This is a genomic window from Brachybacterium paraconglomeratum (assembly GCF_003994255.1).
Classification (GTDB): domain Bacteria; phylum Actinomycetota; class Actinomycetes; order Actinomycetales; family Dermabacteraceae; genus Brachybacterium; species Brachybacterium conglomeratum.
Genome location: NZ_ML133856.1, coordinates 39,591 through 59,954 on the forward strand (window position 1 = coordinate 39,591; position 20,364 = coordinate 59,954).

At 74.5% G+C, this 20,364-nt stretch carries 20 protein-coding genes; 7 read left to right on the top strand and 13 right to left on the bottom strand.

Going from position 1 to position 20,364, the window contains the following annotated elements; translation table 11 throughout:
* Nucleotides 1-98 precede the first annotated feature (98 nt).
* Both DS079_RS10425 and DS079_RS10430 read right to left on the bottom strand, forming a co-directional pair.
* A complete protein-coding gene (locus DS079_RS10425) occupies nt 99-1,079 on the bottom strand; it encodes a phosphatase PAP2 family protein (RefSeq protein ID WP_126987321.1) in 981 nt (326 codons plus the stop codon).
* Nucleotides 1,076-2,686: a DUF7059 domain-containing protein gene (locus DS079_RS10430; protein WP_126987324.1), complete on the bottom strand. Its 1,611-nt coding sequence runs from the start codon at nt 2,684-2,686 to the stop codon at nt 1,076-1,078. Before DS079_RS10430 ends, DS079_RS10425 begins: the two co-directional genes overlap by 4 nt.
* A gap of 93 nt (nt 2,687-2,779) precedes the next feature.
* Here DS079_RS10430 and DS079_RS10435 point away from each other — a divergent pair, with 93 nt between their 5' ends.
* Entirely contained in the window at nt 2,780-5,224 is a 2,445-nt protein-coding gene (locus DS079_RS10435; RefSeq protein WP_126987327.1) for a DEAD/DEAH box helicase, read from the top strand.
* Nucleotides 5,225-5,396: 172 nt separating this feature from the next.
* Nucleotides 5,397-6,725, top strand: coding sequence for a heparan-alpha-glucosaminide N-acetyltransferase domain-containing protein (locus DS079_RS10440; protein ID WP_164736202.1), 1,329 nt, complete (start codon nt 5,397-5,399; stop codon nt 6,723-6,725).
* A 61-nt stretch (nt 6,726-6,786) separates the two neighbouring features.
* Here DS079_RS10440 and DS079_RS10445 read toward each other — a convergent pair whose 3' ends face one another.
* From DS079_RS10445 to DS079_RS10475, 7 genes are all read right to left on the bottom strand, one after another.
* Nucleotides 6,787-7,125, bottom strand: a complete 339-nt coding sequence (locus DS079_RS10445; protein WP_126987332.1) for an Rv3654c family TadE-like protein — start codon at nt 7,123-7,125, stop codon at nt 6,787-6,789.
* Complete coding sequence (locus tag DS079_RS10450; protein ID WP_126987335.1) at nt 7,122-7,517, bottom strand: TadE family type IV pilus minor pilin; 396 nt, start codon at nt 7,515-7,517, stop codon at nt 7,122-7,124. Before DS079_RS10450 ends, DS079_RS10445 begins: the two co-directional genes overlap by 4 nt.
* Nucleotides 7,517-7,717 (bottom strand): DUF4244 domain-containing protein, encoded by a 201-nt coding sequence (locus tag DS079_RS10455; protein ID WP_126987338.1) that lies wholly within the window; start codon nt 7,715-7,717, stop codon nt 7,517-7,519. Before DS079_RS10455 ends, DS079_RS10450 begins: the two co-directional genes overlap by 1 nt.
* 116 nt (nt 7,718-7,833) lie before the next feature.
* The gene (locus DS079_RS10460; protein ID WP_126987340.1) at nt 7,834-8,925 is read right to left on the bottom strand and encodes a type II secretion system F family protein; all 1,092 of its coding nucleotides are present in this window, start codon (nt 8,923-8,925) and stop codon (nt 7,834-7,836) included.
* The gene (locus DS079_RS10465) at nt 8,922-10,127 is read right to left on the bottom strand and encodes a TadA family conjugal transfer-associated ATPase (RefSeq protein WP_126987343.1); all 1,206 of its coding nucleotides are present in this window, start codon (nt 10,125-10,127) and stop codon (nt 8,922-8,924) included. The genes DS079_RS10460 and DS079_RS10465 overlap by 4 nt, the downstream gene beginning before the upstream one ends.
* Complete coding sequence (locus DS079_RS10470) at nt 10,124-11,290, bottom strand: CpaE-like family protein (RefSeq protein WP_126987346.1); 1,167 nt, start codon at nt 11,288-11,290, stop codon at nt 10,124-10,126. The genes DS079_RS10465 and DS079_RS10470 overlap by 4 nt, the downstream gene beginning before the upstream one ends.
* 342 nt (nt 11,291-11,632) lie before the next feature.
* Nucleotides 11,633-12,433, bottom strand: coding sequence for an exodeoxyribonuclease III (locus tag DS079_RS10475; protein ID WP_126987348.1), 801 nt, complete (start codon nt 12,431-12,433; stop codon nt 11,633-11,635).
* Nucleotides 12,434-12,513: 80 nt separating this feature from the next.
* Here DS079_RS10475 and DS079_RS10480 point away from each other — a divergent pair, with 80 nt between their 5' ends.
* Both DS079_RS10480 and DS079_RS10485 read left to right on the top strand, forming a co-directional pair.
* The gene (locus tag DS079_RS10480) at nt 12,514-13,365 is read left to right on the top strand and encodes an SDR family NAD(P)-dependent oxidoreductase (protein ID WP_126987351.1); all 852 of its coding nucleotides are present in this window, start codon (nt 12,514-12,516) and stop codon (nt 13,363-13,365) included.
* A 28-nt stretch (nt 13,366-13,393) separates the two neighbouring features.
* The gene (locus tag DS079_RS10485; protein ID WP_053916145.1) at nt 13,394-13,993 is read left to right on the top strand and encodes an orotate phosphoribosyltransferase; all 600 of its coding nucleotides are present in this window, start codon (nt 13,394-13,396) and stop codon (nt 13,991-13,993) included.
* A 75-nt stretch (nt 13,994-14,068) separates the two neighbouring features.
* Here the strand turns inward: DS079_RS10485 and ypfJ are convergent, their stop codons facing one another.
* Nucleotides 14,069-14,998 (bottom strand): KPN_02809 family neutral zinc metallopeptidase, encoded by a 930-nt coding sequence (ypfJ, locus tag DS079_RS10490; protein WP_126987354.1) that lies wholly within the window; start codon nt 14,996-14,998, stop codon nt 14,069-14,071.
* Nucleotides 14,999-15,165: 167 nt separating this feature from the next.
* Here ypfJ and DS079_RS10495 point away from each other — a divergent pair, with 167 nt between their 5' ends.
* From DS079_RS10495 to fbaA, 3 genes are all read left to right on the top strand, one after another.
* Nucleotides 15,166-15,906, top strand: a complete 741-nt coding sequence (locus DS079_RS10495; RefSeq protein ID WP_126987357.1) for a DedA family protein — start codon at nt 15,166-15,168, stop codon at nt 15,904-15,906.
* A complete protein-coding gene (locus DS079_RS10500; protein WP_126987359.1) occupies nt 15,903-16,553 on the top strand; it encodes a TrmH family RNA methyltransferase in 651 nt (216 codons plus the stop codon). The genes DS079_RS10495 and DS079_RS10500 overlap by 4 nt, the downstream gene beginning before the upstream one ends.
* Before the next feature lie 206 nt (nt 16,554-16,759).
* A complete protein-coding gene (fbaA, locus tag DS079_RS10505) occupies nt 16,760-17,788 on the top strand; it encodes a class II fructose-bisphosphate aldolase (RefSeq protein WP_010549550.1) in 1,029 nt (342 codons plus the stop codon).
* A 384-nt stretch (nt 17,789-18,172) separates the two neighbouring features.
* On the opposite strand, the gene DS079_RS10510 is transcribed toward fbaA, so the two are convergent.
* From DS079_RS10510 to DS079_RS10520, 3 genes are all read right to left on the bottom strand, one after another.
* Complete coding sequence (locus DS079_RS10510; RefSeq protein ID WP_070502213.1) at nt 18,173-18,490, bottom strand: DUF2516 family protein; 318 nt, start codon at nt 18,488-18,490, stop codon at nt 18,173-18,175.
* Between the two features lie 118 nt (nt 18,491-18,608).
* A complete protein-coding gene (locus DS079_RS10515) occupies nt 18,609-19,907 on the bottom strand; it encodes an FUSC family protein (protein WP_126987362.1) in 1,299 nt (432 codons plus the stop codon).
* Nucleotides 19,904-20,338 carry a hypothetical protein gene (locus DS079_RS10520; protein ID WP_126987365.1) on the bottom strand — a complete coding sequence of 145 codons (435 nt, stop codon included), beginning with the start codon at nt 20,336-20,338 and terminating at the stop codon, nt 19,904-19,906. Before DS079_RS10520 ends, DS079_RS10515 begins: the two co-directional genes overlap by 4 nt.
* Nucleotides 20,339-20,364: the final 26 nt, after the last annotated feature.

Genomic DNA, 20,364 nt, shown 5'->3' on the forward strand with positions numbered 1-20,364 from the left:
GCCTGCGTCCTTCCTCGCCGCGTCGCTCGCGGCCGTACGTCACGCCCCGTCGCGGGGTCGCATCTCCGCCGCGCGCTGACTCGGGGCGCGGCGATTGCTCACGGTACACGCTCCGCCGGAGGTGTCCGCAGGACGCTCGGCGTGCGCAGCACCAGGACCAGCGCCACCCAGGCGGCGGTCGCGCCGGCGATCACGGCGCCGGTGGCGCGGAAGGCCGCGAGCTGCGAGGCCCGGTCGGCGAGGTCCAGCGGGAGGGGGAGGCCGGCGATGCCCGCGGCGCCGGCGACCAGGCCGACGGCGCCGATCGCGCCGAGCACGAGGGCGCAGGCCAGCTCGGCCCGCGGCAGGCGCGGCACGTCGTGGCGGAGGTCGCGTCCGCGACGTCGCCGCCCCCGGCCGGCGTGCGCGGCCGCGCGGCGCAGCCGCCGCCTCGTGTGCAGCCCGTCCACCCCGAGCACGAGGAAGGTCCAGGCGGCGCTGACCGCGATCGCACCGATCACGTCGCTGGGTCGGTGCCATCCGGTGACGAGGGTGCCGATGCCGGCGGCGCCGCTCCACAGCAGGCCGAGCGGGGCGACCAGCGGCCGGGCCCGTCCGGCGACGAGCACGAGCGCGATCATCGTCGTCGCCGCGAGGGTGGAGTGGCCGGAGGGGAAGGAGTTCGTGGTCGGTTCGATGCCGGGGCCCAGCACCTCGCGGCTGACCAGCAGGTGCTTGATCACCTGGGTGGTGAGGTTCGCGCCGAGCACGAGCGAGGCCAGCGGCAGCAGCAGCGCGGGACGGCGTCGCAGCAGCGCGATCACGGCCGTGAGCGCGAGCAGGGCGATGATCACCGGCATGCTCACCGTCTCCACCGCGAGCTCCGCGATCCGCGAGAGGAGGCCGTCGTGGTTCCGGGAGCCGGAGAGGGTCAGCTGGTCCAGCCGCTGACCGCTCGCGGTGCCGACCGCGCCGCGGGCCATCATCGCCACCGCCGCGCCGCACACCGCGGCGACCAGCAGCGACAGCAGCGGCCGGGCGAGGCCGACGGGGGAGGGCGGTGCGGGCTCCGCCGCGGAGAGGGATTCGAGCGCCGTCACAGGGCCACCATCCCCGTCAGTGCGAGCTCGCGCACGGCGGGCAGGATCCGGGCGCGGGTCTCCTCGACGTCGGCGTCGGTGAGGGCGCAGACCGCAGCGATCACCTGGCCGAGGGTGAGCGTCCCGTCGAGCGCGCCGACGGTCGCGGCGAGCGCCTGGTCCGCGGGGACGGTGCGGGCGAGGCCCGCCCCCTGCACCAGCTCGATGAGGAGCGGGTCCCACTGGCCGGGGGTGAGATGGCGGCGCTCCACGACGTCCTCGGCGCGGACGGGGCGGGTCGCGGCGAGCGCCTCGTCGTCCAGCGCGGAGAGACGGTCGAGCGCGGCGAGGGAGGCGGCCAGGTGCTCCGAGAGGGTGCCGCTGCCGGTGCCGGTCGCGAGCTCGGTGCGCAGCAGGCCCCGTCGGCCGGCGTCGGGACGGCGCAGCAGCAGGTAGCCGAAGCCGATGCCCTCGACCGCGCGGGAGGCGAAGTCCTCGAGCCAGGCGTCGATCAGCGCGTCCCAGCGGTGATCGCGCGGCGTGATCCCGCCGTCGCGGGCCCAGGTCCCGGCGTACTCGGCGGGGTCCTCCCGGTCGCGCTGCAGCACCCAGGCGTCGACCCCGTCGGCGAGGGCGGGCTCGAGCCATGCCCGCGGGTGCGCGAAGCCGTCCTCCTCGTCGGTGATCTCCCAGTTGCCGAGCATGACGGCGCTCGCGCCCGGGGCGAGGTGCGCGGGGAGCTGGGCGAGCAGCTCGGCGAGCAGGGTGTCGCCGGCGCGGCCGCCGTCGCGGTAGGTCCAGGGGTCGTGCTCGTCGTCGCCCGCGCGGGGCGTGATCACGAAGGGCGGGTTGGAGACGACGAGGTCGAAGACCTCCCCGGCGACGGGCTCGAGGAGGGAGCCGCGGCGCAGGTCGAGCTCGATCCCGTTCAGCGCGGCGTTGAAGGCGGCGAAGGCGAGGGCGCGCTCGGAGAGGTCGGTGGCCACGACGTGCTCGGCGTGGCGGGAGGCGTGCATCGCCTGGATCCCGCCGCCGCAGCCGAGGTCGAGCACCCGGCCGACCGGAGTGCGGGGCGTGATCCGGGCCAGTGTGAGGGAGGCGCCGCCCACGCCGAGGACGTGCTCGGGCGAGAGAGGGGCGCCGGTCGCGAGCTCGGAGCGGTCCGAGGCGATCCACCAGTGGAGCGGGCCGGCATCGTCCTCGGCGGCGTAGGGGGCCAGGTCCACGAGGGCGCGGACGGAGGGCCCGTCCGCCGCGGACCCGTCGGCGGGGTGCCCGTCGTGCCCGTCGGCCGCGGACCCGTCGGCGGGGGCGAGCAGACCGAGGCGCTGCGCGCCCTCGAGACCGAGGGTGGGCAGCGCCGCGGCGACCCGGGCCGCCGGCAGCGTCTCGCCCAGCACGAACAGGGACAGGAGCGTCGCGGCCGGATCGGTGCTCCCGGCGAGCCGGCGACGGGCCGGCGCCGGGTCCTCGCGACGCAGCGCGGCGGAGGCGACGGCGCCGAGGACCTCCTCGAGGTGCTCGGTGACGTAGCGGGATTCGCGCAGGTCCGTGCCGAGGGCCTCGATCTCCGGGGTCAGGACGGTCGGGGCGGCGGCCGGTGCGTGCTCCGGGGCGGTGGCGGGCATGGCTACGATTGTGCCCCAGCGCGCCCGGAGGATTCCGGGGAGGACGTGCGGAGAATGCGCAGACCCTGTGGGGACGCGGGAGGACGGTGAGGGATGCGGGCAGGCAGGGCCTCGGAGCTGCTCGCCGACCTCAGCGCCCCGCTGATCCGCCACGGCTGCCTCACCCACGTCGAGCGGCGGCCCGCCCGCGAGGGCCGACGGGGCAGCTTCCCGGAGTGGACCGACCCGCGCCTGGTCCTCCACCTCGCCGAGCGCGGCATCACCGCCCCCTGGATCCACCAGGAGCAGGCGGCGCGCCTGGCGCACGACGGCCAGGACGTGGTGCTCGCCACCGCCACCGCCTCCGGCAAGTCCCTCGCCTACCTGCTGCCGACCCTCACCGCGATCGGGGCGCGGGAGATCGACCCCGGGGCGCCCCGGGCGACGGCGCTCTACCTCTCGCCCACCAAGGCGCTCGCCGCGGACCAGCTCACCAACATCACCGCCCTCGCCGACGGGGCCGGGATCCGCGACGCCCGCATCGCCGTGTACGACGGGGACACCCCGGCCGAGCAGCGCCGCTGGGTGCGCCGCCACGGCACCGTGGTGCTCACCAACCCCGACATGCTCCACTTCGGGATCCTGCCCGGGCACGAGCAGTGGGCCCACTTCTTCCGGGCGCTGCGCTACGTGGTGATCGACGAGTGCCACAGCTACCGGGGCGTGTTCGGCAGCCACGTGTCGATGGTGCTGCGGCGCCTGCGCCGGATCGCCGCGCGGTACGGGGCCGATCCCACGTTCGTGCTCGCCTCCGCCACCACCGCGAACCCGGAGCTGTCCGCCTCGCGGCTGATCGGACGGGAAGTCCAGGCGGTCACCGAGGACGGCTCTCCCCGGGCCGGGCTCACGATCGGGCTGTGGGAGCCGGGCACGCGCACCCGCGTGGACGGCCGCGGCGACCCGGCGCGGTGGGAGGAGCCGGGCCGCGACGCGAACGACGGCGAGGAGGACGAGGGCCCCGACGAGGATGGGCAGGGCCGTCGCGAGGAGCCGCTGCGCCGCTCGGCCACCAGCGAGGCCGCCGCGCTGCTCGCCGATCTCGTCGAGCGGGACGTGCAGACCCTCGTCTTCGCCCGCTCGCGGCGCGGGGCAGAGCTCGTCTCCACCGGGGCGCGGCGCCTGCTGGGGCAGAAGGCGGAGGAGGGCGCCGATGCGCGCCTGGCCGATGCCGCGCAGCGGATCGCCGCCTATCGCGGCGGCTATCTCGCCCGCGAGCGGCGCGTGCTCGAGGACTCCCTGCGCAGCGGCGAGCTGCGGGCCCTGGCCTCCACCAACGCCCTCGAGCTCGGGATCGACATCTCGGGGCTGGACGCCGTGGTCGTCGCCGGCTGGCCCGGCACCCGCGCCTCGCTGTGGCAGCAGTTCGGCCGCGCCGGCCGCCGGCAGGACTCGGGCGGCGGCTCCCTGGCCCTGTTCGTCGCCCGCGAGGACCCGCTGGACACCTACGTGGTCCACCACCCCGAGACGGTGTTCGGCGCCGAGGTCGAGGCGGCCGTGTTCGACCCCGCGAACCCCTACGTGATGACCCCTCACCTGTGCGCCGCCGCCTCCGAGCTCGCGATCCGCGACGGCGAGGAGGAGATCTTCGGGCCGACGGCGCGGGAGCTGCTCACGACCCTCGCCGCCCGCGGCGTGCTGCGCTCCCGCGCCACCGGCTGGTACTGGACGCTGAGCGAGTCCGCGCACGAGCTCACCGACCTGCGCGGCAGCGGCGGGGAGCCGGTGCGGATCGTCGAGGAGGCGGGCGGGGAGCTGCTGGGCACGGTCGACGCCGCGAGCGCCCACACCCAGGTCCACGACGGCGCGGTGTACCTCCACCAGGGCCGCAGCTACGTGGTGAACAGACTGGACGTGGACCAGGCCGTCGCCTTCGTGCGACGGGAGGACCCGCTGCACTCCACCCATCCGCAGTCCGCTTCGACGCTGCGGATCCGCCAGGTGGACCGCGAGGTGCCCTGGAAGGACGGGGTGCGGCTGTGCTTCGGCACCGTGGACGTCACCGACCAGGTCACCGGCTACCAGGTGCGGGACGTGTTCACGCAGGCCGTCCTCGCCCAGCACCCGCTGGACCTGCCGCCGCGCACGCTGACCACCAAGGCCGTGTGGTGGGTGGTCCCGCGCGAGCGCACCGACGCCGCCGAGATCCCTGCCGAGGAGCTGCCCGGGGCGCTGCACGCCGCCGAGCACGCCGCGATCTCGATGCTCCCGCTGCTGGCCACCTGCGACCGCTGGGACATCGGCGGGCTCTCCGCCGCCGAGCACGAGGACACCGGGGAGCCGACGATCTTCGTGTACGACGGGGCACCGGGCGGCGCGGGCTTCGCCGAGCGCGGGGCCGACGATGCCGCCGCCTGGGTGCGGGCCACGGCGGACATGATCGCCGAGTGCGGCTGCGAGGCGGGCTGCCCGGCCTGCGTGGTCTCGCCGAAGTGCGGCAACGGCAACGAGCCCCTGTCGAAGGCGCAGGCCGTGCGGCTCCTGGGACTGCTCGAGGAGTGAGGGCGGCGCGCCGACGGACGCACCGCACCCCTTCGCGATGGACGAAATGTCCGATTCGGGGCCATACTGGGGTGAGACGCCCGGGACGGGCGGGGCCGTCGGGGCCCGTTCTCGAGCAGCTCCCCGCGGTGCGGGTGGAGCGGCATGGCCGCATCGGGCTGAGGAGCCGCCGATGAACAGCGCAGCGACCGGCAGTGCAGCGACCGACAGTGCAGCGACCGGCAGCGCGGGGACGGATCGGGCCCCGGCTGCGCGGTCCGGTGCTCCGGCGCGCCGCGGTCCGCGCGAGAGGCTGGCCGCCCTGGTCTCCCCGCCTCGCGTCAACGCTCTCGACATCGCCCGCGCCCTCGCGATCCTCGGGATGATCGGGGCGCACGTCGGGGACATCCCGCCCTTCGACCCGATCTGGCCGGCCAGCTACCTCTCGATCGTGCACGGCAACTCCTCGATGCTCTTCGCCGTGCTCGCGGGGATCTCGATCGCCCTGGTGACCGGGCGGCGGCGGATCCCGGAGCCGGCCGAGCTGCCGCGGCTGCGCGCCTCCCTGCTGGGCCGGGGCATCGCGATCTTCCTCATCGGCCTGGTGCTCGAGATGATGGGCACCGGGGTCGCGGTGATCCTCACCTTCTACGGGGTCGTGTACATCGCGGCGCTGCCCGTGATCCGGCTGCGCCCCTCCCGCCTGCTCCTGCTCGCGCTGCCGATCGCGCTGCTCGGGCCGGTGCTGGTCACGCTCGCCGAGATGCTCTCGCTCGGCTCCTACGGCCCCGGCGCCGATCTCGTGCTGATCGGCAGCTATCGCTTCACCTCCTGGGCGCCGCTGATCCTGCTGGGGATGGCGCTGGGCCGGATGCCGCTGGACCGTCCCGGGGTGGCGGCGAGGATCGCCGCGATCGGCGCGGGGGCCGCGGTGCTCGCGACCGTGGCCGGGATGGCGCTCGCGGCGCTGCTCGGCACGCTCGCCCCTGAGGTGTACGGGCCCGAGGCGGAGTCCGCGGCATCGAGCGCGGTCGTCGAGGAGAGCGCCGAGGAGGAGGACGAGCCCGGCCTCGGCTGGGACGGTTATGGGGAGTCCCTCGCGGAGATGGACCCGGCGTGGGAGCTCGGCGAGTCCGTGATCTCGCTGACGCCGCACTCCGGCTCGACGCTGGAGATCTTCCGCTCGGGCGGGATCGCGCTCGCCGTGATCGGAGGGCTGCTGCTGATCGCGCGACCCCTGCGCTGGGTGCTGCTGCCGCTGTCGGCGATGGGATCGATGCCGCTGACCGCCTACTCGGTGCACCTGGTCTCCCTGGTCGTGCTCGCCGGGCCCGGCGGATGGATCGCGGACGACCGCGTCTGGGTCGCCTCCGCCGTGGTGCTGCTCGTGGCCTGCACCGCCTGGTCCGCGCTCAAGGGGCGCGGACCGCTGGAGCGGGTCACCGCCTGGGCCGCGCGGCGCGCCGGGCAGGCGGTCCCCGCCGCGGCACCCGGCCCCGCCCCGAGGTCCGCCGTCCGGTAGGTCGCTGGCGGCAGGTCGCTGCGGCGTCGGGGCCTTCGTCTCCTGCGGAGCCCGTCCTCGCTCACGTCTCCGGGACCTCCGACGGCCCGGGGCCCGCCCTCGATTCCGCGACCGCGGAGGGGAGCGCTCCGGCGTCGACCTCGACCCGGACGAGCACGTCCCATTCCCGCTGCTCGCAGCCGGTGAGCCTCGCGCCGTTGCGCTCGGCCGTCTCCGCCGCCACCCGGCAGGGGTGCGGATGGGCGACCGCGAGCGCATCGGCGCCCGCGAGGGAGGCGAGATCCGCGGCGGTGCCCGCCTCGGCCCGGGCGAGCACCCCGCTGCCCAGCAGCGCGAGGGCGGCCACCACCGTGGTCGTCGTCCCCGTCCAGGCCAGCACCGACGCGCTCGACGTGCTCATGGCGTCCCTCTCTCGAGCAGCTGCGGCTCGAGCCGTGCCTCGGCGTCGGCGCTGAGGGACCAGGACGCGCCGGACATCGGCCCCGCAGGGGCCTGCAGCGTGCGCGTCACCTCGACCCGCACCCACTGGCCGGATCCCGAGACGGACACGGCCGTGCCCTCCCCGCCGATCCGCTCCGCGACCTCGAGCGCCGCCGCGGTCTCCTCTCCCCGGGCGAGCTCCCGCGCCGCGCCGCGCGCCGCGCTCTCGAGCCTCAGCTGGGAGGCCAGTCCCGCACCGGTCAGCAGCACGACCATCACCATCACCACCACGACGGGCAGCACGATCGCCGTCTCCGCCGTGGCGGACCCCCGGTCGTCCCGCAGGCGGGACGACCGGGCGGACCGCATCATCACGACCCCATCGACAGGGCGGAGGTGATGATCCCCATCAGCAGGGTCCGCACCTCCCCGGACGCCAGCAGGGCGACCAGGACGGCGGCGAAGCCGCAGGCCGCGAGCACGGTGATCGCGTACTCGGCGGTGGAGGCGCCGGTCTCGTCCCGCCAGCGGCGGGCGAGGGTGCGGCGCAGTCGGATCCTCGTGCAGTGCATGGTGCTCCTCCTTCGTTCTGCGGGCGGCGCTCGCCGTCCCGCGGTGGCGGCTCCCGCCGCCGACGCCGTCCCCGGGCGGGGACGACGGACCGGGACCGTCCCGGTGATCCGTGGCCTCACGCTCCGCCGGAGGTGAGGGAGAGGGTGCCGCCCAGCAGGGAGATCACGGTCGGCACGATGCCGAGGGCGACGAAGGCCGGCAGCAGCGCCGCTCCGGTGGGCAGCACGAGGCGGACGGCGAGCTCGGCGGCGCGCACCTCGGCGTCCCGGGCGCGGCCGCGACGGGCGTCCCGCGCCGCGGAGCGCAGCACCCTCGCGAGATCCGCGCCGGTCTCCTCCGCGAGCACGGCGGAGCGTCCCAGGGCGTCGAGCTCCGCGGGGAGCGCGTCGACCGCGAGCCGTGCAGGGACCCCGGCGGCGAGGGCGGAGGCGACGGCCCGCATCGCCTCGGCGTCCGTCCCTCCCGGCAGTGCCGCGGCGACCGCGGCGAGGGCACGGGACAGCGGCAGCCCCGACTCGAGCGCCCCGGCGATCAGCTCGAGCGCCACCGACGGGTCCACCTCCGTGCGCAGGGGAGGGTCGGCGCTGCGCAGCAGGCGGCGCATCCACCACCAGCCCAGCACCGTCAGGGCGATCCCCGCCCCGCCGAGCAGCCGTCCCGAGGTCGAGGCGACCAGGAGCCGCAGCGGGTCGCCGCCCAGGAGCATGCCGAGGCCCAGCCCGGCCAGCGGCAGCACGAGCAGGATCCGGGCGGTCGAGCGCGGGCCCGCGAAGGCGCTGCGCCGCGCCTGGGCGGCGTCGTGGAGGTCGCGCAGGGCGTCGGCGAGGTGCTGGAGCATCACGGCGGCCGGGGCGCCCGTCCGCTCGCACACCGCGAGCGCGGCGCCGAGCGAGGCGACCGTCGGCGCGCTGCGCAGCCGTCCGCCCGCCGCGCGGCGCGGATCCGCTCCGGCGGCGGAGGCGCGGGCCAGATCCCGCAGGTCCCCGTCGGGAAGGGTGCGCGCGAGCGCGGCCCAGCCCTGCCGGATGCTCGCCCCGGAGCTGATCACGCTCGCGAGCTGCTCGACCGTGCGGGCCAGGTCCAGCGGACCCGATGGCGCGCGGCGGGGCCGGGAGGCCCTCACCGGTGCTCCGGCGGGGAGCGCGGGCGGGACGAGCACCCACAGCAGCACGAGCGCGAGGGCGGCGACGGCGAGGACGGGGATCATGCCGCCCTCTGTCCCGCTGCCCGGACGGGCCCCTCGTCCGCCCCGCGATGCAGGCGGGAGGCGAGATGCTCCGCGGCCGGCCCCTCCCGCAGCGTCCCGCCCTGCGAGCGCAGCGCGGTCCGGGCGGTGAGCATCCCGTCCGCTCCGCGCGAGAGCACGGCGATCTCCTCCAGCACGCGCAGCCCGTCGCGTCGGCCCAGGTGCACGACGACCTCGAGGGCGCTCGCCACCTGCGCGGCGAGCGCGCCGCGGTCCAGCCCGCCGAGGGCGCCGAGCGCCTCGAGCCGGGCGGGGACGTCCGCTGCAGTGTTCGCGTGGACCGTGCCGCAGCCGCCGTCGTGCCCCGTGTTCAGCGCCTGCAGGAGCTCGCGGATCTCCTCGCCGCGGCACTCCCCGAGCACGATCCGGTCCGGCCGCATGCGCAGGCTCTGTCGCACCAGTGCGGTGAGGTCGATGGCACCCGCGCCCTCGCTGTTCGCGTGTCGCGACTGCAGGTGCACGACATGGGGGTGGTCCACCGCGAGCTCGAGCACGTCCTCGACCACGACGATGCGCTCCTGCGGCAGGGCCTCGTGGAGCATCGCGGCCAGGAGCGTCGACTTCCCGGTGCCCGTGCCGCCTGTGACCAGGAAGGGCACTCGGGAGCGGACCAGCGCGCGAAGCACCTCCCGCAAAGCGGGGGTCAACGCCCCCAGGCGTTCGAGATCGTCGAGGTCCAGGCGGTCCTGCGAGGGCAGGCGCAGCGAGAGGATCGCCCCGCCCGGGGAGAGCGGCGGGAGGACGGCATGGAATCGGATCCCGGAGGGGAGGTGCGCATCGGCCCAGGGCACCGCGTCGTCGAGGCGGCGACCGCCCGAGGTCGCCAGGCGCACCGCGAGATCCCTCGCCTCGCCGGCGGAGAGGCGCAGCCCTGCGGGACGGAGCCCGCCCGAGTCGTCGACCCAGACCGTCCCGTCGTCGTTGACCAGCAGGTCCGTGACCCCGGGGACGACGAGCCCCTGCAGCGGGCCGAGGCCGTCGACGTGGTCCCGCACCTGCGCGGTCAGCTCGAGGGTCGCCGCGGCGCCCAGCACCCGCCCCTGGGCGCGCAGCACCCGGGCGATCCGCGGCACGTCCACCGCGCCGGGGGAGCGCACCAGGTCCTCCCTCACCCCGGCGAGCAGGGTGTCGAGGGCGCCCTCGTCCGTGCTCCGCCCGCTCATGCCGGCTCCTGCGTCAGGAGCTCGGTGACCAGCTCACGGGCGGCCCGATCAGCACCTCGGCGTCGCACGTCCAGCAGCGGGACCGCGCCGCGGGTGCTGTCGCGGAAGGAGGTGGCGAGGGGGAGGTCGAGGTCCTCGGCGACATCGGCGGGGGAGAGCCCGCGACCGCGCCGCACCACCGCTCTCGTGAGCCCGGCCGGCGGCGACCACTCCCGCAGCCGCCGCGCGGCGGACCGCACCGCATGGTCGCTCGCGGGCAGCACCAGCAGGAGCTCATCCAGGTGCGGGACCGCGCAGGGGACGAGCGCAGCGGCGAGGTCCACCACGACCGTGCCGTCGAGGGGGCCGAGCGCCGCGAGCACGCGCGGCAGGTCCTCCTGGTCGGGGCCGGCCCTCTCCCCGGCCACGAGCAGGTGCACCTCGTCGATGCGCGGCAGACCCGAGCGCAGGGCCTCGCCGTCGTCGACGCCGAGCGAGGCGGTCTGCGACCAGTCCAGGCCCGGGGCGCCATTCGCCTCGACCAGCAGGTCGAGCCCTCCGCCCAGCGGATCCGCGTCCAGCAGCACGACGGGTCCGTGGCGGCGCGCGGCCCCGGCGAGCCGGGCGGCGAAGCTCGAGGCGCCGGCCCCGCCGCACCCTCCGGTCACGCCGATCAGCCGGGCGCCCGAGCGGGTGCGGGTGAGCTCGGAAAGGCGCGAGAGCAGCTCCTCCGAGGCCGAGGGCAGCGGCAGGACCGCGAGGGCACCGGCCTCGAGCGCGAGGGGCCACAGCTCGGCGGGCACCTCCTCGGCGGCGAGGACGACGATCAGCGGGGCGCGGCCCAGGGCGGCGCCGGGGCAGCGCGGCGCCCCGTCGCGGAGGGTCTCGGCAGGGACGACGGTGCAGCCCGCCGTCTCATGGGGCTCCTCGAGGAGCCAGGAGCCGGCCGCCGTGGCATGGTCCGCCACGAGCTCCCGCAGGGGACCCTCCGGTCCCACCCATCGGACACCCCGACGGGGCCTCCCGGGGCTCTCGGCGCGGTCCTGCCCGGCGCCCGGGAAGCGGGAGCGGGGCCGTCGCGGCGCGCGGGCCGGGGAGGGGTCGAGGGAGGCGGGAGCTGAGGTCCGCCCGGGCCCTGCAGAGCTCGGCGAGCGGTCGGCGGCGGAGGTGATCGTGCTGGTCATGCCGCCATCGTGGCGAGCACGGGCGGAGGACGACAGGCCGTCGGCGCGACGGTGGACGGACGGGGTCTGTGGAGGAGAGGTCGCCGGGACGAGGGTCCTTGCGTCCTCTCCTCCGGGCGCGTAGTGTGAGCTGTACCACGACGGATACCGGCATCGGAACCCACGTACGACTGGTCCCCGCAACGGACCGGCTGTGAGACGTCGACAGCGTCACCGCAGCTGCTTCACGTGTACGCCTGATCCCGATGCAGACGGCCCGTCAGGAGCGGCGGTGCGACTCGATCGCACCGCCGCTCCACCATGTCCGGACGCGGTGCGGGAGCCGCCCGGGCCGGAGCGTCCTCAGAGCTCCAGGTCCACCACGACCGGCGCGTGGTCCGAGGCGCCCTTGCCCTTGCGCTCCTCGCGGTCGATGAACGACCCGGTGACCGCCTTCTGCACGGCGGGGGAGCCGAGCACGAAGTCGATGCGCATGCCCTCCTTCTTCGGGAAGCGCAGCGCCTGGTAGTCCCAGTAGGTGTACACCCCGGGCCCGGGGTGCTCGGGCCGCACGACGTCGGCGAAGCCCTCGTCCACGACCGCGCGGAAGGCCGCCCGCTCCGGCTCGGTGACGTGGGTCTTGCCCTCGAAGAAGTCCATGTCCCACACGTCGTCGTCCTGCGGGGCCACGTTGAAGTCGCCGACGAGCGCGACCTTCGCCGCCGCGTCCCCGGCGAGCTCGCGCGCGCCCTCGGCGCGCAGCGCCTCGAGCCAGCGCAGCTTGTAGGGGTAGTGCGGGTGCTCCAGCTCGCGGCCGTTGGGTACGTACAGCGACCAGATCCGCAGCCCGTCCCCGACGATCCCGCCGAGCGCCCGGGCCTCGACCACCCCGGTCTCGTCCTCGGGCCAGGTGGGAACGGCCGGGAGCTCCGTGCGCACGTCGGACAGGCCCACGCGCGAGATCAGCGCGACACCGTTCCACTGGTTCAGTCCGTGCGCCGCGACCTCGTAGCCGGCCGCCTCAAGGGCTGTGAGGTCGAGCTGGGCGGGCTTGGCCTTGATCTCCTGCAGGGCGAGGACGTCCACCTCGTGCCGTTCGAGGAAGGCGAGCACGCGGTCCATCCGGGCCCGCAGCGAGTTGATGTTCCAGGTCGCGATGCGCATGCCGCCGATCCTACGGGGCGCGGGCGCGCGTCCGCCTCGAACGGTCCATGGCAGGCTCCGGACCTGCGTAGACTCTGTCCATGGCGCGCGCACTCGTCACGGGATCCACTTCAGGGCTGGGACTCGAGTTCGGCTGGCAGCTGGCCGGCACCGGGCACGACCTGGTCCTCGTCTCTCGTGACGAGGACCGGCTGCGCGCCGTCGCCGAGCAGATCCGGGACGTCCACGACGTCACCGTCGAGGTGATGTCGGTCGACCTCTCCGACCGCCGCGAGCTCGAGCGGGTCGAGGTCCGTCTGACCGATCCTGTCGACCCCGTCGACCTGCTCGTGAACAATGCCGGCTACGGGCTGCGCGGCGGCTTCCTCGAGGTGGGCGTCGAGGACCACGAGAAGCAGCTCGACACCCTGATGCGGGCCGTGCTCGTGCTCTCCCACGCCGCGGCCCGGACCATGGTCCAGCGCCGCCGCGGAGCGATCCTCAACGTCAGCTCCCTCGCCGGATACACCACCGCCGGCCCCTACGCGGCCTCCAAGAGCTGGGTCACCGTGTTCACCGAGTCCCTCGCCATGGAGCTCAAGGGCACCGGCGTCACCGCCACCGCCCTGCTGCCCGGCTTCGTCCAGACCGAGTTCCACGAGCGGGCCGCGATGTCGATGGACGGGCTGCCGCGCATCACCTGGCTGAAGGCGCCGTACGTCGTCGAGCAGGCGCTGAAGGACGCGGCCAAGGGCTCGGTCCTGTCGATCCCGTCGGTGAAGTACCGCACCGCGGGGGAGATGTCCCGGATCGCGCCGCGACCGCTCGTGCGCGCCATGACCTCCCCGAACTGGTACCGACGCCTGCAGGCGCGGTCGGTGGATCGCTCCCGGCGTCGGGCCTCCCGCCGCAACCTCCGCGCCCCCTGGCAGCGCGAGGACGACGCTCTCTGACGGGGTGGGCATCCACTACCCTGACCGCATGTCCTCCACCAGCACGGATCCCGTCCACCAGCTCCCGATCGACGAGGCCCGCGAGCGTCTGCGCGTCCTCATCCGCGACCTCGCCGTGGTGCGCGGCCGCGTCACCCTCTCCTCGGGAGCGGAGGCGGACCACTACGTGGACCTGCGCCGCATCACCCTGCACCACGAGGCCGCGCCGCTCGTCGGCCGCGTCATGCTCGACCTGCTGCGGCGCGAGGGCCTCGTGCCCGGCGTCGAGGCCGTCGGCGGCCTGACCCTGGGCGCGGACCCCGTGGCGACCTCGATCCTGCACGCCTCCGCCGCCGATCCGGCGCTCGATGCGCTGGACGCCTTCGTGGTCCGCAAGGCGAACAAGGCCCACGGCCTGCAGCGCCGCATCGAGGGCCCGGACGTCACGGGCCGTCGCGTCGTCGCGGTCGAGGACACCTCCACCACCGGTGGCAGCGTGCTCACGGCCTGCGAGGCGCTCGCCGAGGCCGGCGCGGACATCGCCGCGGTCGCCGTGATCGTGCACCGCGCCGACGCCTCCCGCGACGCGGTCGAGCAGGCCGGGCACCGCTACCTCTCCGCCTACGACATCTCCGAGCTGGAGATCTGAGACCGACCCGGTCCTCGCCGCCCGTGCGGACCTGGTCGGACGGCGCGCTGCCCCGTCCGGCCGGGCCCGCTCCGGTCAGACCTGGTCGGCGGCGAAGGTGTCGCAGGAGGCGATCGTGCCCTGCTCGTAGCCGGTGGTGAACCAGGCCCGACGCTGCTCCGAGGAGCCGTGGGTCCAGGTCTCCGGCCGCACCTGCCCGCCGGCGACGTCGCCCTGGATGTGGTCGTCGCCCACGGCGCTGGCGGCCGAGAGCGCGGACTCGATGTCCTCCGCGGTCAGCGGCTGCAGCATCGCATTGCCCTCGTCGTCCACCGAGTTCGCGGCGTGGTGCGCCCACACCCCGGCGTAGCAGTCGGCCTGCAGCTCGAGCCGCACCCCGTCGGACTGCGGACCGGTCTGCGAGCGGTCCGCGGTCTCCATCACCCCGGTGAGGTACTGGATGTGGTGGCCGTACTCGTGGGCGACCACGTACATCTTCGCGAGCTGCCCGCCGTCGGCCCCGTACTGGGTGGCCAGAGAGTCGAAGAAGGACACGTCGACGTAGAGGGTCATGTCGGCCGGGCAGTAGAAGGGGCCGACGTCGGCGGTCGCCGCGCCGCAGCCGGTCTGCACCTGGTCCTCGAAGACATGGCCCTGTGCCTCGACGAAGTCGATGCCCTCGGCGGGGGCGAGCTGCCCCCACGTGGAGTCCGCGGACTCCACGGTCGCTTGGACCAGGCAGTCGTCGCGCTCGTTGGCGTCGGCGCCGGTGAGGCAGTGGTCCAGCGAGCCGCCCTCGGCCGCCGGCCCCTGCTGCGTGCTGCTGCCGCCGCCGAGCAGGTCCAGCGGATTGCCGCCGATCAGCGTGTAGATCAGGACCACCACGAGCAGCAGGCAGCCGGCGCCGCCGCCGAGCTTGAGCCCGCCTCCGCCCCGCCCGCCGCCGCGCGGGGAGAAGCCGCCCCCGCCGCGACCAGCGGCGGAGACGTTGTCGGAGCGGATCTCCGCGTTCGGGTTGAAGGTCATGCGCACAGAGTAGACCGGGAGTCCGCTGTGAACAGCCGGAACAGCGTTCGTGGAGGTCCTGGGCAGGGGGCGGGCGGGCCGGGGCGCGCGCCCGGGGCGGGCACCTAGACTCGGGGGCGGGCCGACGAGGTCCGACTCCTCCACCACGACCTCCGGGAGCCACCTGCATGAACATCGTCGACTGGGCCGTCTCGACCATGGACGCCCTCGGGCCGCTCGGCGTGTTCCTGCTGATCTTCCTCGAGAACATCTTCCCGCCGATCCCCTCCGAGGTGATCCTGCCGCTGGCGGGGGTGACCTCCGCCGGGCCGAACCAGTCGTTCTGGCTGATGCTGCTGGCCTCGATCGCGGGATCCGTCGTCGGGGCGTGGCTGCTCTACGGGATCGGGCGCCTGCTGGGCCCCGAGCGGCTGCGGGTCCTCTTCATCCGCCTGCCGCTGGTGCACGTGGAGGACTACGACAAGACCGTCGCGTTCATGGACGAGCACGGCTACAAGGCGATCTTCTTCGGTCGCTTCGTGCCCGGCATCCGCTCGCTGATCTCGATCCCGGCCGGCCTCTACGCGATGCCGATCGGGATGTTCACCCTGCTCACCGCGATCGGCAGCGGCATCTGGAACACCCTGTTCATCACCATCGGCTACTTCATGGGCTCGAACTGGACCGTCATCGAGCCCTACACCGACATCTTCTCCAACGTCGCCTACGCGGTGATCCTGCTGGTGGTGCTGTGGTTCGCGGTCAAGCTCGTGCTGCGCGAGAAGAAGCGCCGCGAGCTGGGCCTGCCCGATCCCGACGCGGAGGAGATCGCGGAGCTGGACCAGGAGAAGGCCGAGGAGAAGGCCGAGCCGGGCCAGGGGGCCACCGGGTCCGCCGACTCCTCGGAGGAGCGCGCCGAGGAGCGATGAGCGAGGCTCCCCGCGCAGCGGACCCCGGCCGCGAGGTCGGCGTCGGCCCCCATCCCGAGCCCTGGCCCGAGGATCCCCGCCTGGACCCCGAGCTGCTCGCCGGCGGCGACCGTCGCAACGTGGAGGACCGCTTCCGCTACTGGCGGCGAGAGGCGATCATCGCCGAGCTCGACACCCGCCGCCACGACCTCCACGTCGCGATCGAGAACCTCGAGCACGACGCGAACATCGGCTCCGTGGTGCGCACCGCGAACGCCTTCGCCGTCGGCGCCTTCCACATCGTCGGCAGGCGCCGCTGGAACCGGCGGGGCGCCATGGTCACCGACCGCTACCAGCACGAGATCCACCACCCCGACGCCGCTCACCTGATCGCCTGGGCGCGGGAGGAGGGCAGGCCACTGGTCGCGATAGATCTGGTGCCCGGGGCGGTCCCGCTCGAGCGCACCGCCCTGCCCCGGAACGCCGTGCTCGTGGTGGGGCAGGAGGGGCCCGGGGTGAGCCGCGAGATGCTGGAGGCGGCGGATCTCGTCGTCGGCATCTCCCAGTTCGGCTCGACCCGCTCGCTCAACGTCGCCGCGGCCGCCGCGATCGCGATGCACGCCTGGGTCCTCCAGCATGCCGAGATCCCCGAGGGCCCGCTGCGCTGAGCGGAGCGGGCGACGGACGGCGCCGGAGACGCGCACGGCCGGGCCGCGCCGTCCACGCCCTGACCGACGTCCTGCGCCCCGACGTCCACGCGGGACCTCCGGACGGAGCATGCCGGGTGCGCTGTGGAACAATGGGCACGATCGGACGACCCCGCGCGGAGCACCGCCGGTCGTCATCGACCCCACCGACGAAGGAGAGTGCCCCCATGGCAGTCGTTTCCCCGGATCAGTACGCAGAGATGATCGATCGCGCCAAGGCGGGCAAGTTCGCCTACCCGGCCGTGAACGTCTCCAGCTCGCAGACCGCCACCGCCGCCCTCCAGGGCTTCGCCGAGGCGAACTCCGACGGCATCATCCAGGTGTCCTTCGGCGGCGCCGAGTACCTCTCCGGCTCCACCATCAAGGACCGCGTCGCGGGCTCCATCGCGCTGGCCGAGTACGTCCACGCCGTCGCGAAGAACTACCCGATCAACGTCGCGCTGCACACCGACCACTGCGCCAAGGAGGTCCTCCCCACCTGGGTCGAGCCCCTCATCGAGTGGGACCTCGAGAACCGCGTGAGCAAGGGCCTGGACCCGCTGTTCCAGTCGCACATGTGGGATGGCTCCGCCGTGCCGGTCGACGAGAACCTCGAGATCGCCGAGAAGCTGCTCGAGAAGTCCGTCGCCGCCAAGAAGATCCTCGAGATCGAGGTCGGCGTCGTCGGCGGCGAGGAGGACGGCGTGGAGGCGAACGTCTCCAACGACAAGCTCTTCTCCACCCCCGAGGACGGCCTGAAGACCGCCAAGAAGCTCGGCCTGGGCGAGCGCGGCCGCTACCTCACCGCACTGACCTTCGGCAACGTGCACGGCGTGTACAAGCCGGGCAACGTGAAGCTGCGCCCCTCCGTCCTGCTGGACATCCAGAAGGCCGTCGGCGCCGAGTACGGCCAGGACATGCCCTTCGACCTGGTGATGCACGGCGGCTCCGGCTCCACCCTGGAGGAGATCCAGGAGGCCGTCGACAACGGCGTCATCAAGATGAACATCGACACCGACACCCAGTACGCCTTCACCCGCCCCGTCGTCTCGCACATGTTCGAGAACTACTCGGGCGTGCTGAAGGTCGACGGCGAGGTCGGCAACAAGAAGGCCTACGACCCCCGCGCCTGGGGCAAGAAGGCCGAGGCCGGCATGGCCGCCCGCATCGTCGAGGCCTGCGAGAACCTCCGCTCGGCCGGCACCCACCAGGCCTGAGCGACGAGCTGATGCGCTGAGCGCCGACCCGGCGCCTGCACGAGAAGGACCCCGGAGCCCCATGGCTCCGGGGTCCTTCCCTGTCCGGAGACGACCCGGTCGCCTCGGCCCGCCGCGCTGCTCCTGCGCCTCCCGCGGCGCTCCTGCCCCGCCCGCGTTGCTCCTGCCCCGCCCGCGTTGCTCCTGCCCCGCGCGCGGCGGGGCGGCGAGGTCTTGTGAGTCCCAGGACCCATGCGCTGTCACGCATGGGTCCTGGGACTCACAAAAGGTGGCGGCCCGCAGGGCGCCCGACGGGGTGCACGAGTGGCGGCCGAGGGACGGCCGTCGAGGCGGCGGTCGGGGCGGCCGGCGGGGTGGCCCCGGGGGTGGCCGGCGGCCGTCAGCTCACCAGCGGTTCCCGGCGGCGCGGCCCATGACCCGCTTCAGTGCGGGCAGCACGTCGGCCAGGAAGATCCCGGCGATGATCACGCCGGCCAGCATGAACAGCATGTTGCTGCCGCGGCCGATCGGGTACGGCAGGGAGAGGAAGCCCAGCAGCATCGCGACGCCGGTCAGCACGCACCAGAACACCTTCGAGCGCTTGCCCGCGGCCGTGTAGGCGTCGGGGCGGAAGCGCAGCGCGTTGACGAACGCCCAGATCTCGAGGGCGAGCAGGGCCACGGCGAGGACCAGGAAGATCCACATCTGGATGAGGGCGATCATCGCCCCAGGATAGGGGCGCGCCCTGGACGCTCCCCCGCAGACGCGCCCCTCACCCCCTGGACCGCGCTGCTCGCGCCCGGGGCGCCGCGGCGACCGCGCCCCGGGCCGCACCGCCCGCTCAGCGGCGGCGGTCGGGGTCCGAGCGGTCCGTGATCAGCAGCTCGAGCGCCTCGGTCGTGGCGGGCGGCTCCACGGCCTTCATCTCCATCGTCATCGGGCGCGGGCCGATCGCGTCGCCGTCGGCGGCGATGACCAGGCTCGGCAGGAACTTCTTCGCCTCTGCGGCGGTGAGCCCCGTGGCCTGCAGCAGGTCGATCGCGAGCGAGCGCAGCTGGATGGTGAGGGTCACGCCCTCGAAGTGGCCGGCTCGCCCCGGCCGCAGCCCCTCGTCGTTGCGCAGCAGCATCTCGGGGGTGAGATAGGAGCCGAACAGCCGCAGCTGGCGACGTGCCGTGGTGAAGTCGACCTCCTCATGGGTGACGGCGACCCGCAGCTCCTGCACGGCGTCGCGGGCGGCGAGCAGCGCGTCGGCGAGGGTCGAATGGGCGTCCCCGCGCACGGCCTCCAGGAACTCCGCCTGGCGGCGTGCGATCACGCGCAGGTTCCGCATCGCCCGGTCGGAGCCGACCAGCAGGTGCTGGATGCGCTCGACCTCCTCGGCATGGCGCAGCCCGGTGGGGGAGAAGGTCGCCATCTCGTTGGCGACGTCATTGGCCAGGCTCCACTCGTCGGTGTACTTCTGGGAGACGTCGCGCAGATTCCGCAGCGTCGCCCGCGCCACCCCGCGGTCCCCGGTGCGGGCGGAGACGGCAAGGCTGACCAGCGCGTCCTCGAGCTCACGGTAGAAGGAGTCCGCGGCACGGGACTGGAGTCGGCGCGGGTTGCCGGAGAGCAGCAGGTGGATGACGAGCGCCACGCTCACGCCGGTGAGCGCGTCCAGCACCCGCCCTCCCGGGGTCATGGTGGGGGTGGCCGGCATGATCATCACCAGCAGCGACTGGATGGTGACCTGGAAGCCGAAGAGATTGCTGGACTCGAGGAAGCGCGCGAGCATCCCCGCGCCGAACACGACCACCAGGATCTGCCACGCGCCGGAGCCGATCACCTGGCGGGCCAGCTCCCCCAGGAGCACGCCGAGCATCACGCCGCAGCCCAGCTCGACCACTTTGCGCATCTTCTTCTCGATGCCGAAGCCGATGATGATGAAGGCGACGATCGAGGAGAAGAACGGGAACTCGTGCCCCCACACGAACTGGCTGATCAGATAGGCGAGCGAAGCGGCGAGCGCCGCGCGGGCGACCGTGAGCGCGTCGGCGCGGCCGCGGGAGACGCCGCCGCGCAGCCGGCCGGACAGGGCGCCGCGGACGCGCTCGATGACGGGCAGCGGCCCGGTGGGCGTGAGCGAGAAGTGCTTCATGCGGGCACCGGATCCTGGCGCCGACGGCGCAGCAGCTCCTCGAGCTCGAAGGTGTCTCCGTCGCGGGCGCCGCGGCCGACGACGAGCGGTGCGGGGGAGGGCTCGGGCGCCTCGCCGCGCAGCCGGGCGAGGAGGCCCCCCTCGACGCGCAGCACGTAGTAGCGACCCTCCGCATCCACCGCGAGGGAGCGGTCGCGCTTGAGGTACCAGCCGCTCAGGCCGGTGCGCACGGTGCCGCTGCCGCGATAGGGCCGAGCCCGCAGCGGCACCGGGGCGATGCCGTCGGCGAGATAGCCGGCCACCGCCTCACGGATCAGCGCGGTGGCCCGTGCGTGCTCGTCCTCACGGGCGGCGCGGAGAGCCTGCTCCTTGGCCTCGACCACCTCGCGTCGGTGCCGGGACCACTCCTGCTGCTCGGCCTGGGGGTTCATGACGCCATTCTTCCAGGCCGCGGCGC